This window comes from Lentzea sp. NPDC006480 (assembly GCF_040611995.1).
GTDB lineage: Bacteria > Actinomycetota > Actinomycetes > Mycobacteriales > Pseudonocardiaceae > Lentzea.
In genome coordinates, this window is sequence record NZ_JBEXPJ010000211.1 from 1 (window position 1) to 14,508 (window position 14,508).

The 14,508-nt window shown below is 67.2% G+C and carries 8 protein-coding genes; all 8 read right to left on the reverse strand.

The window, feature by feature from the left end; all coding sequences use genetic code 11:
• Positions 1–448, reverse strand: a 448-nt coding sequence (locus tag ABZX92_RS41590; protein ID WP_355570984.1) for a hypothetical protein, incomplete at its 3' end; no start/stop codon positions are given.
• Positions 449–457: 9 nt separating this feature from the next.
• Positions 458–865 (reverse strand): YbaB/EbfC family nucleoid-associated protein, encoded by a 408-nt coding sequence (locus ABZX92_RS41595; RefSeq protein WP_355570985.1) that lies wholly within the window; start codon positions 863–865, stop codon positions 458–460.
• A gap of 165 nt (positions 866–1,030) precedes the next feature.
• Entirely contained in the window at positions 1,031–4,348 is a 3,318-nt protein-coding gene (locus tag ABZX92_RS41600; RefSeq protein WP_355570986.1) for a right-handed parallel beta-helix repeat-containing protein, read from the reverse strand.
• Between the two features lie 14 nt (positions 4,349–4,362).
• The gene (locus tag ABZX92_RS41605) at positions 4,363–6,993 is read right to left on the reverse strand and encodes a hypothetical protein (RefSeq protein ID WP_355570987.1); all 2,631 of its coding nucleotides are present in this window, start codon (positions 6,991–6,993) and stop codon (positions 4,363–4,365) included.
• A 5-nt stretch (positions 6,994–6,998) separates the two neighbouring features.
• Positions 6,999–8,339, reverse strand: coding sequence for a type VII secretion protein EccB (gene eccB / locus ABZX92_RS41610; protein WP_355570988.1), 1,341 nt, complete (start codon positions 8,337–8,339; stop codon positions 6,999–7,001).
• Positions 8,340–8,343: 4 nt separating this feature from the next.
• Positions 8,344–9,759 carry a type VII secretion integral membrane protein EccD gene (gene eccD / locus ABZX92_RS41615; RefSeq protein WP_355570989.1) on the reverse strand — a complete coding sequence of 472 codons (1,416 nt, stop codon included), beginning with the start codon at positions 9,757–9,759 and terminating at the stop codon, positions 8,344–8,346.
• A gap of 49 nt (positions 9,760–9,808) precedes the next feature.
• On the reverse strand, positions 9,809–13,810 hold the full coding sequence (gene eccCa / locus ABZX92_RS41620) for a type VII secretion protein EccCa (RefSeq protein ID WP_355570990.1): 4,002 nt from the start codon (positions 13,808–13,810) through the stop codon (positions 9,809–9,811).
• A 28-nt stretch (positions 13,811–13,838) separates the two neighbouring features.
• On the reverse strand, positions 13,839–14,508 hold a 670-nt coding region (locus tag ABZX92_RS41625; protein WP_355570991.1), incomplete at its 5' end, for a hypothetical protein.

The window sequence follows — 14,508 nt, forward strand, 5'->3', positions numbered from 1 at the left end:
AATGGCGACCGGGGCGGCGGCCGACGTCCCCGCCTCCGTTGTTGCCGCCACCGGGTGCGGGCGGAGCCGGAAGTGGCGGGATGCCAGCCACCCCTCCTCCGGGACCGAACCTCCCGGCCGCGTCCTTACCGGCTTTTCCGAACCCTTCGGCCATATTCGTGGTGTCCTCGTCCGTGAGGTGCACGGCATCGGCCATTCTGTCGACGCCGCGCGCGGTGACCTCGATGCTTTTATTGACATCGCGGACGCCCATGTCCCAATCGCCGACGTTCTTGCGCCACTGGGCGAAGAACTTGTCGCTACCAAAGGTCTCCGGGTTGACGAGGGAGTTGGCTTTGGCATAGAGGGCGGAGATTACGTTCGCGAACCTGTGGTTCTCCTGAGCGATCCTGTCTGCGGCCCTACGGAGACCTTCAACGCTTGCCCAGTTGACTGGCTCAGACGGCATCCGTGTCTCCTAACCCTCGTTCAGCCCACGGAAGAAGACCCCGTCCTCCGGGTTCTCCGGGAAGAGACGGTCGATGTCGAGCTTGCCCGGCTCCTTGCCTCGCATCGACATGCCTGCCGGCATCATCGGCTCCATCAGCTCGACCAACTGCTCACGCGCCATCGTCTGCGCCTTGCGAACGGTGTCGCGCACAACCTTCGCGAGCTCCGCCGGCGCCATGTTCTTGTACGCGTTGGTGGGGAAAGCGATCCCTGTGATCTGACCGTGTGTGTCCACGGTCGCCGACACGACTTTGCGCGGCGCGGTGGCGGTCGACGACATCTCCGCCATCTTCTCCTGCATCGTTTGCAGGTCCGCACGCTTCTGCCGATATTCGGCGAGGGCCTGCTCGAGCTGGTCTTGCAACGACGATGACACGAGGGCTCCTCACTGAACGACCAGATACCCCTAGGGGTCACAGCAAGTAAAGAAGGTGGTCTAGATGTACAGCAAGTGGTTGCAGTCACCCTGGCCCGTTTGGGTCAGACCCTCATGCCCGTTTGAACACAGAGATCGCGTCACAAACCGTTGCGACTCAACAGATCAGCGTACGGAGGCCAGCCCGAGCCCGCTTTGCGCGGCGTTCACCGCGGCTGGCGGCAGATCCGCCACAGCGAGCGTACGGGACGCTGCCGTGCGAGCCAGCCTGCGCGCGAGCTGATGCGCCGGATAGACGGTGTCGCGATCCGTGGCACCCTCCAAGCGTTGCGCAACAGCCGCACGCACCTCGTCGGGCACCTGGTGGCCACGGCGAACGAGCTCGCGCACAGCAAGCGTTGCCAGTTCGTCCACTGAGTACGGCGCAAGGTCCCAGCCCTCCAGGAAACAGCCGGCCAACGTCCGCACCTGCTGGAACAACGGCACCAGCCGGCCGTGCTCACCGAGCACGATCACGACCGGGTCCGCAGGCCCCCGGATCATCTGACTCGCCATCGTCTCAACCACCTCCAGCGTGAAATCGGAGTCCAGCTCACCGTCGAGATCGACCACGAGCACACCACCGGCAGCATCCTCGAAAGCCGTCAGCACCAAGCTTTCCGCCTGCCCCGGCCAGTGCGCCAGCAGATCGGACGCGACGGACCTGCGGACCACATGCCCGACCCTCACCAGACGGAGTTCCGACAACGCCTGCGCATACAGACGGGCGACCTCACTACGGCCGCTGCCACGCTTTCCGCCGATCACGACGTTGGCCGCGTTGCCCAGCGCCTGGTTGGCCTTTTTCAGGGTGACCAGGCGCACCAGGCTCGCGCCGGCAGCCTCCCGGATGTCCCCCTGCCCGATCATCGAAAGGAAACGCTTCCAACTGACGCTGTTCTGCACGGCCGCCACGGGATCCAGCGTCTCCTCACCGCTGGCGAGAGCGTTCTCAACAGTCGTCTGCAGCACGTCGAGCTCGGATTGGAGGTCGGCCGCTCTGAGACGATTCATTTCCGAATCCTTCGACGGCGGCGCCGTCGCCAACCGCGATGCCTGATTGTTGACCATCGCCTCGAACAGCTTGCGCGCCACACGGCCGTTACCGAACACCGCGTTCTTCGGCACCCGCTCGAAGTACTCGGTGAGCGCCTGCAGACCGTCCTCGGTCAGCTCGTAGTAGTGCTTGCGGCACAAGTTGATCGTGATCGTGACCAGCTCATCAACACTGTAGTTCGGAAACTCGATCGTACGAGTGAATCGAGAAGCCAGACCAGGGTTGGAATCCAGGAACTTCTCCATCAGCTCGGAATACCCGGCAACGATCACCACGATCGACTCGCGCTGATCCTCCATGATCTTCATCAGCGCGTCGATGGCCTCCTGACCGAAGTCCGGACCAGACCCGCCCGACTGCGCCGACAGCGTGTACGCCTCATCGATGAAGAGGACGCCGCCGATGGCCTTCGTGACCACCTCCGTGGTCTTGATGGCAGTCGAACCGATGTACTGGCCGACGAGGTCCGCGCGCGCGACCTCGACCATGTGGCCCTTCTCCAGCACACCAAGCTCGGCCAGAACCGTGCCGTAGAGCCGGGCAACGGTGGTCTTACCGGTACCGGGCGGTCCCGCGAAGACCAGGTGGCGCGACATCGGGGGCATCGGGAGCCCCATCTCCTTGCGCACCTGGGCCATCTTGATGAGGTTGATCAGCCCGGTGACCTCGCGTTTGACCCCGCTCAACCCGACCAGGGTCTCGAGCTCAGCCAGTGGGCCCGACAGCGACATGTCCGCGACTGTGCCCTGCGCGGGTGCTGGTGCGACGGCCTCGCGGTCGGCCCGCGCGGCCACGGTGGCTGCGACCGACGGCGGTCGCAGCTCGGCTGCCTTCGCCCCGACCGGTTCCTCGATCGTCACGCGGTCCTCACCGAACCGACGCACGTCGACCCCGCGGCTTCCCCTCACCACACAACGGCTCAGCAGCACCGGCTCCGCGGTGTCCAGGCTGATGCCGTCCTCCTCACTCCCGACGACCTCACACTCGGTCAGCGTGCCACCCGCCCCGGACGAGAAGCTCACACCCGTGCCCCGGGACGACAGCACGCGGCACCGCGTCAGCGTCGACGCGGAACCCGACCGCAGGTCGACGCCGTGCCCGCGAGCACCGACGAATTCGCTGTCTTGCATGGAGAACTGCGTGTCCGATGCCCGCAACCCTCCACCGCGCACCAGCAACGACGTCAGTGAGGCGCGCACACCGCCGTCGAACTGGATCGCAGTCTCCGCGGTCGACTTGATCCGTAGATCTGAAGCGTCCACTGTGGATCCGCCGGAGGCGTCCAGAGCCGTCTCGGCCGCCACGTCGAGCTCGACGTCCGACAACCGGATCGTGCTCTTGCCTACGACCACCAACCCACTCCCGGCACTGGAACCCATGCGCAGCCCGGAGAACGCCGCATTCGACTCGCTGCCCACGTGCACGGCGATCTGCGTAGTGGCGTTCAGCTTCACCTGGTCAAACCGCGGCGAGCTGCCCTCGTCGACGGCAATGCCAACCGGGGACTCACCGATCTGGCAGTCGGCGAACTTGGGCGCGGACGCGCCGCTGACCTGGATCGCGGTACGGCCGACCCCGGTGAACGCGCACCCGGTGAACACCGGTTCGGACGCGCCCGCGATGTGCGCGGACTGCACGGCCGCGCCGTCGAACTTCGAGTCCGAAATGGACACGCGACCCTTGCTCATGAGGTACATGTCGACGTTTTGACTACCGGTCACAGTGAGCCACGACAACTTCAGACTGCCCTGCTGCTCGGCCACAACGGCAGGCTTGGCCGCACCGGTGATCTCGCACTGCTCGGCCTGGATCGTGCCCGCGCCGTTGACGCAAAACCCGTTGCCCTGCGGCCGGGTGATCACGCAGCGGCGCAGCACAACGGACCCGCGCTCGGTCGCGACCACCGCGGACGAGCCGACGTCGACGATCTGCGTGTCCTCGATCGTGCTGACCGACGGGGACGACGTCACGAAGCCCGCCCCCGCAGCGCTGGTCACCTTGCATCCGCGCAACGCGATCGCACCTGTGCCGCGCGCGTACATCGTCGCCCAGGACGAGCCACCGAGATCACAGCTGTCGAACGCCACCTCACCGCGCACCACGTCGATACCAGCCAGCTGGGGGTCCTCACACCGCAGGATCAGTCCGTTGAGCTGCACGGCTTCCGCGCTTGCGACGAGCACGCTGCCCTGCTTCGCGACGATCTCCACGGCACCGGAGCTGTTCTCTGCGCTGAGCGTCACGAGCTTGCTGACGATCAGGTTCTCTTCGTACCGGCCGGGCGCGATCGAGATCATGGCGCCGGGGAGCGCGCTCCCGAGCGCGGCGCCGATGGAGGGGAACGCGCCCGGTCTGTCGCCCGCGACGGTGAGCAACTGTCGGTTCATCGGTTCACCAATCCTCACGCCAAGCCGGGCAATGCGCCGAAACGGTCGGCCGCGGCAGGGTCCACCTGGACCGGCAGCGCACCGTCAGTCCACTGTTCCGCCTGCCTGCGCAACGAGTTCAGCGCGAGCTCGTCAAGCGAGATGCGGTTCGGGTCAACTCGACCGTCAGTACCGATCTCGACCGCGGTCAGCTCGCGCAGCAGGATCCGGCCACGGGTGCCCTCGGCCTGCGGTTCGATCATCTCCAGCACCTTGAAACTGGTGCCTGGCACGAATAACACGCGTTCCCGCACGCCGTTCTGGCCCTCGAGGAGCTTGGTGCGCCGCGCGGTCATCGACCACACGAGCACATCGACCTCGCTGTCCTCGTCGGCACGGGGTCCAGTGAGCGCGTGCAGGAACCCCCACTCCGTCACCAGCTTGTGGTCGCGGTAGAGGTCCCACTCGCCAGGCGTGGGCGACGCACCGAACACCGCCGGACCGCGATGCGAGGGCAGCCTGCTCAAGCCGGACACGACACAACGTGCGAACGGAACGTGTGGCCCGACCACAGCGGTCCGCAGCGCGTCGTCGACGGCCTTGCCTCGGCCGGTCAGGTAGAGCTGCACGGCGACCGCGTCGGTGAGCACCTCCGCGGACGAACGCGAGAGCGCGCCCTGGAAGCCGGGATGCTCAGAGAGAATGCGAGCGACCGAGTTCGACAGCACGCCGTACTCGGCGGCCAGCGTACGGCGCAGCCAGGCGCGCTCGTCCTCGATGCCCCGCTTGGGCAGGAGGCCGGTCGCCTCCGGGTTGGGAGTGGGCTGCAGCCGCGCGATGGCAACGGCGGCCGGCTTGGACTGGACGGCGGGTTGCGCGTCGAGCACAGCCTCCGCGCCAAGCTGTGGCGCGGGCACCGGGCCAGACACGGCCGAGGGCTCCGCTTCGGATTGCGCGGGCCCGGGCTGGGGCGCCATGCCGTCATGCTGCACAGGCGCGTCGAACACGACCGGAGCCGACTCGATCATCGGCGGCGCCACCGATGCGGGTAGCGCGATCGGGTGCGACGGCGACAGGTTCGGGCCGGGCGGAGCAGTAGGCGGTACCACGAGATCCCGCCGAGCGGATACCTCGTCCGGCGACGCAGCGTCCAGTCGCGCGGACACGATGCCCGGCGAGACGGTGTCCGCATGGCCGGCAGCCGGAGCCCCCTCCAGATCGACAGGCTCAGTCCCGATGGCCTCAGCCCGTTCAACGCTGGGCACCGACGGCGCGCGAATCACCGTCGTCATCTCTAAAGGGGCGGGCATCACTACGATCGACGCATCGTCTTCGTGCCCGTCGAAGATTCCAGCGGAGGTCGCGGTGTCCGCGAAGCCGGCTGCCACGTGTGAGGAGGTCCAGGCCTGCATGTGCAACAAGGATCGGGCGTGCAGCACGCGGGACATTGGACGCACCGAGTCGCCTAGCCACTGCGAGAGATCGGTCGCGAGGTACTTCATGCGGTCGAGGTCGGCCTCGGTCTCCGCCTCGTACATCAGGTTGTGGGTCGACGGGTCGGCCGGGATCGACCGGATCGCCTCGACGTTCGTGGTCGCGGCGGGAGGGCGGACGAGCAGTCCGGACTGGACGACCTCCACGACCGCGTCGACCGAGTACCAGTAGACGCCCGGCGAGAGCTCGCGGGCGCCGGGCATCGGCGAGCGGTGTGTCACCACGGTGGGGACCTTGGGTTCCTCGTTCTCCGAGCCCCGTGGCTGGTACTTCATCTCACGCGCGTACGCGTGCCAGCCGAGGGTGCCGTCCTGGCGCACGGTGAAGATCTCCGGCGCGACAGCGGGACCAATCGGCATGCCGGAGAAGAAGATGACCTCGCGTTCGAGCTTGTCTGCGATCGTCTGGCCCAGTACGCCGCGCGGCACGGACATAGGTCCGTATTGAACGAAGCGCACGCGATCGTGCAGGTGCTCCGGCAGCTCACGCCACATAAGGGCGACGTCGTCCTGGCTGAGCGGCACGCCACCGGGACTACCGAGCACAACGCCGATGAGGTCGGGCTGGCACGGCATGATCTCGATCAGGCGCAGCCGGTTGGCACGTAGGCTCGGGTCGTCGCCGATCGGACGGATCCAGAGGCCGCCGGGCAGCGGTTCGGCGATGCCGCGCGCACTGGTCGGGAAGTTCTCCGACATGAGCGCCGCGTCCCAGTGCGGCCTGGGAAAGCGCTTCGCCTCCAGCTTCGGCGGCTTTCCGGGACTGCAGCGGACCCAGCCGCTGCTCGGTCCCGAGTGGACGAACAACGACCCGCCCGCGCCGCACAACACCTGCCCGTCCGGGACGAGCACGGGGCGCTTGAGTCGTTCTGCCAGCCAATGACCTGCGAGTGCCGTGGTCTCCCGCGAGCGGCCGCCGATCACGAGGCGCACACCGCGCCTGCGCTTGGGCAGCACCCGCGCGAGGGACTCCCACAGCGAGATCGGTGAGCTCGCCGGCAGATCAACCACGACGAGGTCGTTCTCGATGTCCGCGGCGACGTTGAGCGCGAGGTTCTGCGCCGCCCTGGTCATGTTGCCCACCGGGTGGACCACGAGCGCGTTGCCGATGGTGTGCTTGGTCAGCCCGAACTCACCGCCTCCGGTCTCCTGGTCGCGGGCCAAAATCGCCATAGCCGTCATCCTCCTTTTTCAACGACCACGGCGTTGCGTGTGAGCACGGGGCCCGCCGGGATAGTGGACAGCACTTCGGTTCGCATCGGAACCGTTTGCACACCGCCCAGGCCGAGTGCCTGGATCGAGTTGTTGTCGGGAATCAGGTAGCGCTTCCCGCGTTCGGTGATCAAGTAGCGGTTAGGCTCCTTCTGCCCGTTCGGGATCGGCAGCTCCGCCACCAGAATCCCTCGGTTGGATGGCATCCAGACGCCAGCAATCCACTTGTGCGCGCCCTTTACGGTCACCATGTAGCTGATGACGTCGGCGCCCCTGCCTTCCTGCTTCAGACACGGGTCACCGATCTCCTCGTCGAGCGGCTTCTTGCCCACGACGTCCGGCAGGCGGGTGAGCATCGACTGGTCCGAGGACAACGGCGCGGTGAGGATCTGCTGAGCGTCGATAGCCACCGGAGCCTGGGCCGTCTGAGCCTTCAACAGCGCGTACTCGGTCGTCGACAGGGGTGTGAGTCCCTTGTCCGCCAAGACGTATCGCTGTTCGGTGCCGTTGCCGGGATCGTGCGTGAACAAGTCACCGATCCTTCGGGGACTGCCCGCGACGGTCTGGCCGGCACGCCCCGCGCCCGGGATGATCGCCGCCTTCAGCTCCGGGCCGTCCTTGATGATGTTGAGCCACACATCGGGCACGCGCGGAGCACGTGTCGCCGCCAGGCCGAAGACCACCAGCGAGTTGACGTCCGGGACTCGGTACTTGGTGTCCTTCCAGATCACATAGAGTTTGCCATCGGCGGACTGGACCACCGCGTACCGCTCATCCGCCATCCGTTCGGACTTCTGGCCGGGATCGAAGTCCGCGAGCACACCGGGCTTGCCGCCCCCGACCGGTACGGTCGGACACAGCAGCCACGACGGTGGCACCAGTTCCTGCGGCCTCGGCACCGTGTCCGGGGCGCCGAAAATCCCCATCTGCGGACCGCGGGGCAGACCTTCCAGCGACTCGCGCGAGATGGTGGTGACCCTGTTACCCGGTCCCTGTATCAGCATGGCGGACGCGAGGTTCGGCGTCGCCATCAGCACGTTGTTGACGTAGACGTACCGGGTGCCGGACTCCTTCTCGACGAGGATGGCACCCTTCTGCCGCCACACCGTGTTGCCGCCGGGCACGATCAGCCCGTAGACGCCGAAGCCGATCACGATCAGCAACGCGATGATCGCGCCTGTCAGCAGACCCGAGCGTCCGCGCCTGGTCGGTGGTTCCATCATGCTCGGGTCGCCGACCGTCAGCGCCGTCGTCATCCGCTGCATGAGGAACTGGTAGGCGTGGACCTGGTCCTTCTGCGTCTGCACGAGCTCACCCGCCCAATCCGCGCACCCAGGCGTAGACGCCCAGGATCTGCAGTAGCACCGGAATGGTGGCCGCAGCGACAAGAGACTCGATCCACTGCGCTCGCTGCAACCAGATCGGCACGAGGCGACGCGTCTGCGGGCGCAGCACGGCCAGCACGAGCGCGATCAGCGTGACCAGCACCGCCGACATCACTACTACGCGCTGCACCAACGTCAGCAGGTCGCCGAACGCGAGCAGCAGCTGAACGCAGCCCATCGCACCGGCTGCGACGAGGGCGATCCGCTGCCAGGCGTTGAGGAAGCCGCTGGAGCGGACCAGCGCGGAGATCGTGACCAGGATCCCCAGCGCCGTCGGTGCCCAGCCGTCCGCCTTGAACAGCGCCGGGTAACTGAACGTGAACACCAGCGCCGCGGCGACCATGAACGAAGTCAGGTAGCGGTCGGCGTTCCTGGTACGCGCGATGATCATCTCGGCGTCGAGCGGGTCGATGTCGGACTGCAGCTCCTCGGCCGTGCGCGGCAGCTGTGGCCCGCGCAGCCGCGCCATCCGAATCACCAGCTTCGGCACGCCGATCAGCACCGCCAGCGCGATCACCGAACAGACCCCGGCCACGCTCGCGGGCGGCAGCTCCAGGTCGAGCAGGGCCCGCATGCCCAGGAACGCGGCGAGACCCACGCCGATGAGCACCCCCAGCGGCACCACGGGCAGCTTGGGCGCCCACAACGTAGACGCGCACAGCAGCACGACCGACGAAACCGCCAAGGTCAGGCCGCCCAGCGCGACCGAGCTGGGGTTGAGGTCGAACGCAGCGTCGACCCCGTTCACCGAGACAGCCCCAGCGAGGGCGAGGTGCACAAGGCCCGGCACCGCGAACACGAGCGCGAGCGGCTGGTCCTCGATCTTGCGCGACACCGGCACGGACACACCAGCGAGCAGCACGCCGATGACGGCGCACATGAGTGCAGCGCCGAGCCTTGAGCCCGCACCGACGGCCAGCACGGCCAGCACGGCGGTCACACCGACGCCCAGGGTGAGGAACATCCACCGGCTGAACTCGGACTTCCATCGGTCCTTCTGCCGGCTCAGCGCGACCGCCATGCCGTCGGAGATGTCATCGAAAGCCAGCTCCGGCAACGGATTCGCCGCCGGGCGGAGGTAGAACGTGTCGCCCTCCAGCCATTCCAGGGTCTCGGGCGTCCCCTCAGGATCCAACGGGGCATCACCCAGCCGCTGCAGCACCCACGACCGCTCACCGCTGACCTCGACACCCGCCACGATGTGGTCGTTCGGATCGGTGGTGTGCTTGAGCAGCACCGGCAGCAGGCCCGCAACCGGAATCGAGACGGGCACTGCCAGATCGGCCCGGCCGGCTGGGCCGTACACGGTGATGCGGCAGAGTTCGGCTTGCACATTCGTCATGACAGCCTCCGCCTCTTGCCCTTGTCGCGGTCGTTCGTCGCGGTCTCGATCACTGCCATCCCCCACCGCCTGTCGCGGACGGGACGGGAACGGGCACGTACCCGGTTTGCACGAGCCGGACTCCCTTTCGGTTCACCAGCTGTGCCCTGCCTGGCGCCAACTTGCGCGGCATAGCCTCCCCGAGGAACTTGCCCTCCTCCTTGGGATAGGAGAAGACGATGCCCGGCGTGCCGAGCTCCCACATCCGGCGAATCACCGGGTCGCTGAGCGCCCGCATCGCGCCCGAAGTACTGCGCGCGATGATGACGTGCAGTCCGATGTAGACACCCTGGGCGAGCATCGGCAGCAACGCCTCGATCGGGGAACCCATGCCCATGCCGAACAGCTCGTAGTCATCGATCACGAGAAAGAACTGCGGCCCTTCCCACCAGTCGCGCCTGCGCAGCCGGTCGGAGCTGACGTCCTCGCCGGGAACCCGGCGAGACATCGAGACCGCAGCCTTGCCCACCAGGTCCTTCAAGCCGTCACCGGTGATCGAGTAACCGACCCGATAGGACTCCGGCACGAACGTGTCGAGCTGCCGGTTGGGGTCGCCTAGAAGGATCTTCGCCTGGTCCGGCCCGTAATGCGACATGACCTGCTGCAACACCAAGCGCAGCGCGTTGGTCTTGCCGGTCTCGCTATCACCGAACGCCAGCAGGTGCGAGTTCTGCTCGAAGTCGTGCCAGATCGGTTCCAGCCTCTGCTCGTCCAGGCCTATCGAAATTCGGAGGTCACCCTCTGGGCTCGGGAGATCGGTGACGGGCAACAGGAGTGGGAGCATCCGCACCGGTGGGGCCGACTGGCCCGGCCAGAACGTCGCGACCTCTTCGGCAAGCGCTTTCGTCGCCGACGCCATGGTCTCCGTGTCCGAGCTACCGTCCATCCTGGGCAGACCGGACAAGAAATGCATGCCGGTGGGTGTCAGGCCGCGACCGGGCTGCGAAGGCACGGTTTGTGCCTTGCGGGACCCGACCTCCGACTCCATCGGGTCGCCGAGCCGCAGCTCGAACTTGCTGCCGATCACGTCGCGCAGTGCGGGCCGGATCTCCGACCAGCGGTTCGCGCCGATCATCACGTGGATGCCGAATGACAGACCGCGCACCGCGAGCTCGTTGATCCGCGGCTCGAGATCGGGGTAGTCCTGCTTGACCGTATACCAACCGTCGATGACCAGGAAGACGTCGCCGTACGGGTCGTCGATCTCACCAGTGCGTCGCATTTCCCGATACGCCGCCATCGATTCCAGGCCGCGACTGGTGAAAGTGGACTCACGGGCTTCGATGAGCAGCAGCAACTGTGCGATCGTGCGGACCACGCGGTCGTGCTCCAGTCGGGTCGCGATCGAACCGACGTGCGGCAGGCCCGCGATCGACATGATGCCGCCACCGCCGAAGTCGAGGCCGTAGAACTGGATCTCCGACGGCGTGTGCGTCATCGCCAGCGACAGCACCAGCGTGCGCAGCAGGGTCGACTTGCCCGAGTGAGGCGCGCCGACTACGGCCACGTGACCGTCCGCACCGGACAGATCGGCGACCATCAGCTCGCGCACCTGCTCGTAGGGGCGGTCGATCATGCCCAGTGGTGCACGCAGCTTGCCCTGCATCGTGCGGTCCTCGACGTTCATGCCGCGAAACTGGTCCGGCAGCACGCTGGGAAGCAGCGAGTCGAGGCTGGGAGATTCGGCGAGCGGCGGCAACCACACCTGGCGTGCGGCGGGACCAGCGCCCTGGAGCCTGCCGATGAAAGCCTCGGCGAGGCTGACCGTGTTGACCTGGCCGGTCGCGTTGACCTGGCCGGTCGTGTCGGCCTCCTTCTCCTCCGCTTCCTCCTCCTCGTGCAAGACGACGAGCTGGCGCAACGGCCTGGCGTGTGTGGAGAACGGCACGATCTCCTGGGCGGCCTTCTCCTCGACAGCGGACTCCGCCATCGGCACCGGCGCCGGGCCGGAGACGTAGGCGCCCTTGAAGCGGACGAGGTTCGTCTGGTCGATCTTGAGGTAGCCGTTGCCCGGTTCCGGCGGCAGCTCGTAGGCGTTCGCGACACCGATGACGCTGCGGGACTCCATCGAGGAAAACGTGCGCAGCGCGATCCGGTACGAGAGGTGGCCCTCGACGCGGTGGATGCGGCCCTCGTCCAAGCGCTGGGACGCGAGCAGGAGGTGCACCCCGAGGCTGCGGCCCAGACGGCCGACCGAGACGAACAGGTCCATGAACTCCGGCTTGCTCGCCAACAACTCGGAGAACTCGTCGACGACGAGCAGCAGTGTGGGGAACGGCGCAAGCGGCTCCCCCGCAGCCCTGGCCTTCTCGTACTCGAACAAAGACGGGTAACCGCTGACACGCAACAGTTCCTGTCGGCGGATCATCTCGCCGTTGAGCGAGTCCTGCATGCGGTCGACCAGCGGCAGCTCATCTGCCAGGTTGGTGATCACCGCGGAGACGTGCGGCAGCCGGTCCATACCGAGGAACGTCGCGCCGCCCTTGAAGTCGACCAGGACCATGTTGAGGATCTCCGACGAGTGCGTCGCCGCGAGCCCCAGCACGAGGGTCCGCAGCAGCTCGCTCTTGCCAGAACCGGTGGCACCGATGACAAGGCCGTGCGGGCCCATACCACCCTGCGCCGATTCCTTGAGGTCGAGCTCGACGACCTCGCCCTCCTCCGTGACGCCGATCGGCACGGACATCCGGGCGCGCTGGGCGTTGCGGGGCCGCCACTGGTGGTTGATGTCGAACGTGTTGACGTCGCGGATGCCCAGCAACGTGGTCAGCTCGAAGTCGGAGTCCAGCGACCGCTCGACCAGCTCGACCGTGCCGCTGGTGCGCTTGGGCGCAAGCGTTCGCGCGAGCACCTCGGACTCGACCAGGCTCAGCTCGTCTCGCGTCGCAACGCCGGTGCCGTCACCGGACGGGAACTCGACTCGGTCCTCGACGGCGGTCAGCCGCAGCACCTTCGCGCCACCAGGCAGCATGCCGGTGATGTCGAGCAGCACAACGTTGCGCAGCCCGACGTCGAACAGGCGCGACGACTCGGGCACGGCCGCGAGGTGGGCCACCACGACGATGAACGGCTCGGAGTTGCTCGGCGTCGCGGATTTGTCGTGTGGGCCGCGATCGGTGACTTCTTTGCCCAGCAAGTCCATCAGCTCGTCGTGATCGCACGAGAGCATCCGGATGGGACCAGCGTCGTCGCGTGCCGTCGGGTGCGCGGTGTGCGGCATCCACTTGATCCAGTCCCACTCGGTCCTGGTCTCCTCCGAGGTGAGCACCGCGATACGCAGCTCCTCGGGGGCGTGGAACGTGACGAGCTGCGCGAGCACGGCACGGGCCAGTCCCAGCGCCTTGTCGATGTCGCCCGCGAACTCGACGCTCGTGAAGCTGCGCAGCCCGACCGCGATCGGAATGCCGGCCACCGTCCGGTAGGCCTCGCTGAACCGCCTCAAGGAGATCGCCGAGAGCGGTTCGAGGTCCTCGACCGGCTTGGTGGTCGGCGGCACCAGCTCCAGCGCCGCCTGCTGGGAGCCGAGTCCGATCCGCGCCCTGGCGAAGTCCTCGTGACTCGCCCGTCGCTCCCAAAGCCGCGAGCCCCCGGCGACGTACCAGAGCCACGCCGGAGCGGGGTTGTTCCACAGGACGGCCGCCCGCTGCTCGTCGGCAGTGGCGCGGGTGCGGGTGCGCATCTGGCCGATGTAGCGCAAGTAGTCCCGACGTTCGGCAGCCATCTTCTTCTTGCGGTCGCCTGCCCCCCGGCCCATCTGTCCGAGACCCATGCTGATCATCGCGATGCCCATGCCGCCACCCATGACGTACGTCATCGGCGAACCGCCACCGGCACCGGAAAAGGCAAGGATCATGACCATCGAGCCGAGGCCCATGGGCAGGACCATCATCATGGACGAGAGGTCCCGCGTGGCGGGCTCGGCGAGGACAGGGGGTTCCTGCAGCTCAATTTGCCCGGTCGGCATCTCGGGACCGGCGACCCTGGGGGCACGTTTGACCATCTGGGTCGCCATCAGGCCAGCTCCTTGCCGGTATCGATCGTCATTCGAGGACCCCCGTCAGCTTCGTGGCTTTCGAGTTGCCCCATGCCGTGTTGCTCTCGTTGAGCAGATCGGACGCGGAACGCTCCTCCAGTTCGGCGTCCTCGTCCTCTTCCTCGCCCCGCTCGAGCCGCTCCGCCCGCTCGGCCTCCGCGGCCAGCCAGGCCTCCCGCTGGTCTTCCGGCATCGAGTGCTCGTCCCCGCACGACGCCGCCGGCACAAAGCTGTCGACGACTGCGGTCCCTTCCTCCCCCGCCTTGCGGCGCCGGTAGGTGGCGAGCGCGGGCTCCGGCTCCCACAACGGGGTTTCCTCAAGCACGACGTCGACCAGTGGCCCCTCGGAGTCCCAGCCCGATTTGTCGGACTGGGCCGCGACAAGTGGCATCACCATGCCTGCCAACAGGAAGTCCACGCCACCGGTGTCCCATGCGCTGGCGTCCTGCACTGCGTCGTCCGGCCGCACCACGACGACGGAGTCGACACCGGGCAGTGGTCCTGGTGCGCCGCCCTGGAGCACAAGGCCGCCACCTGCCCGGTCCTCGTCGTCCTGGACGCGGCCGTCAGCGTCGACGTCGGGGAACTCGGAGGTGTGCGTACCGGTCAACGCGCTCCCGGACGTGCCGGCGCCGGTGTCGTTCGTGGACGGAGCGGGCGTTGCTACCGGCGGCGTG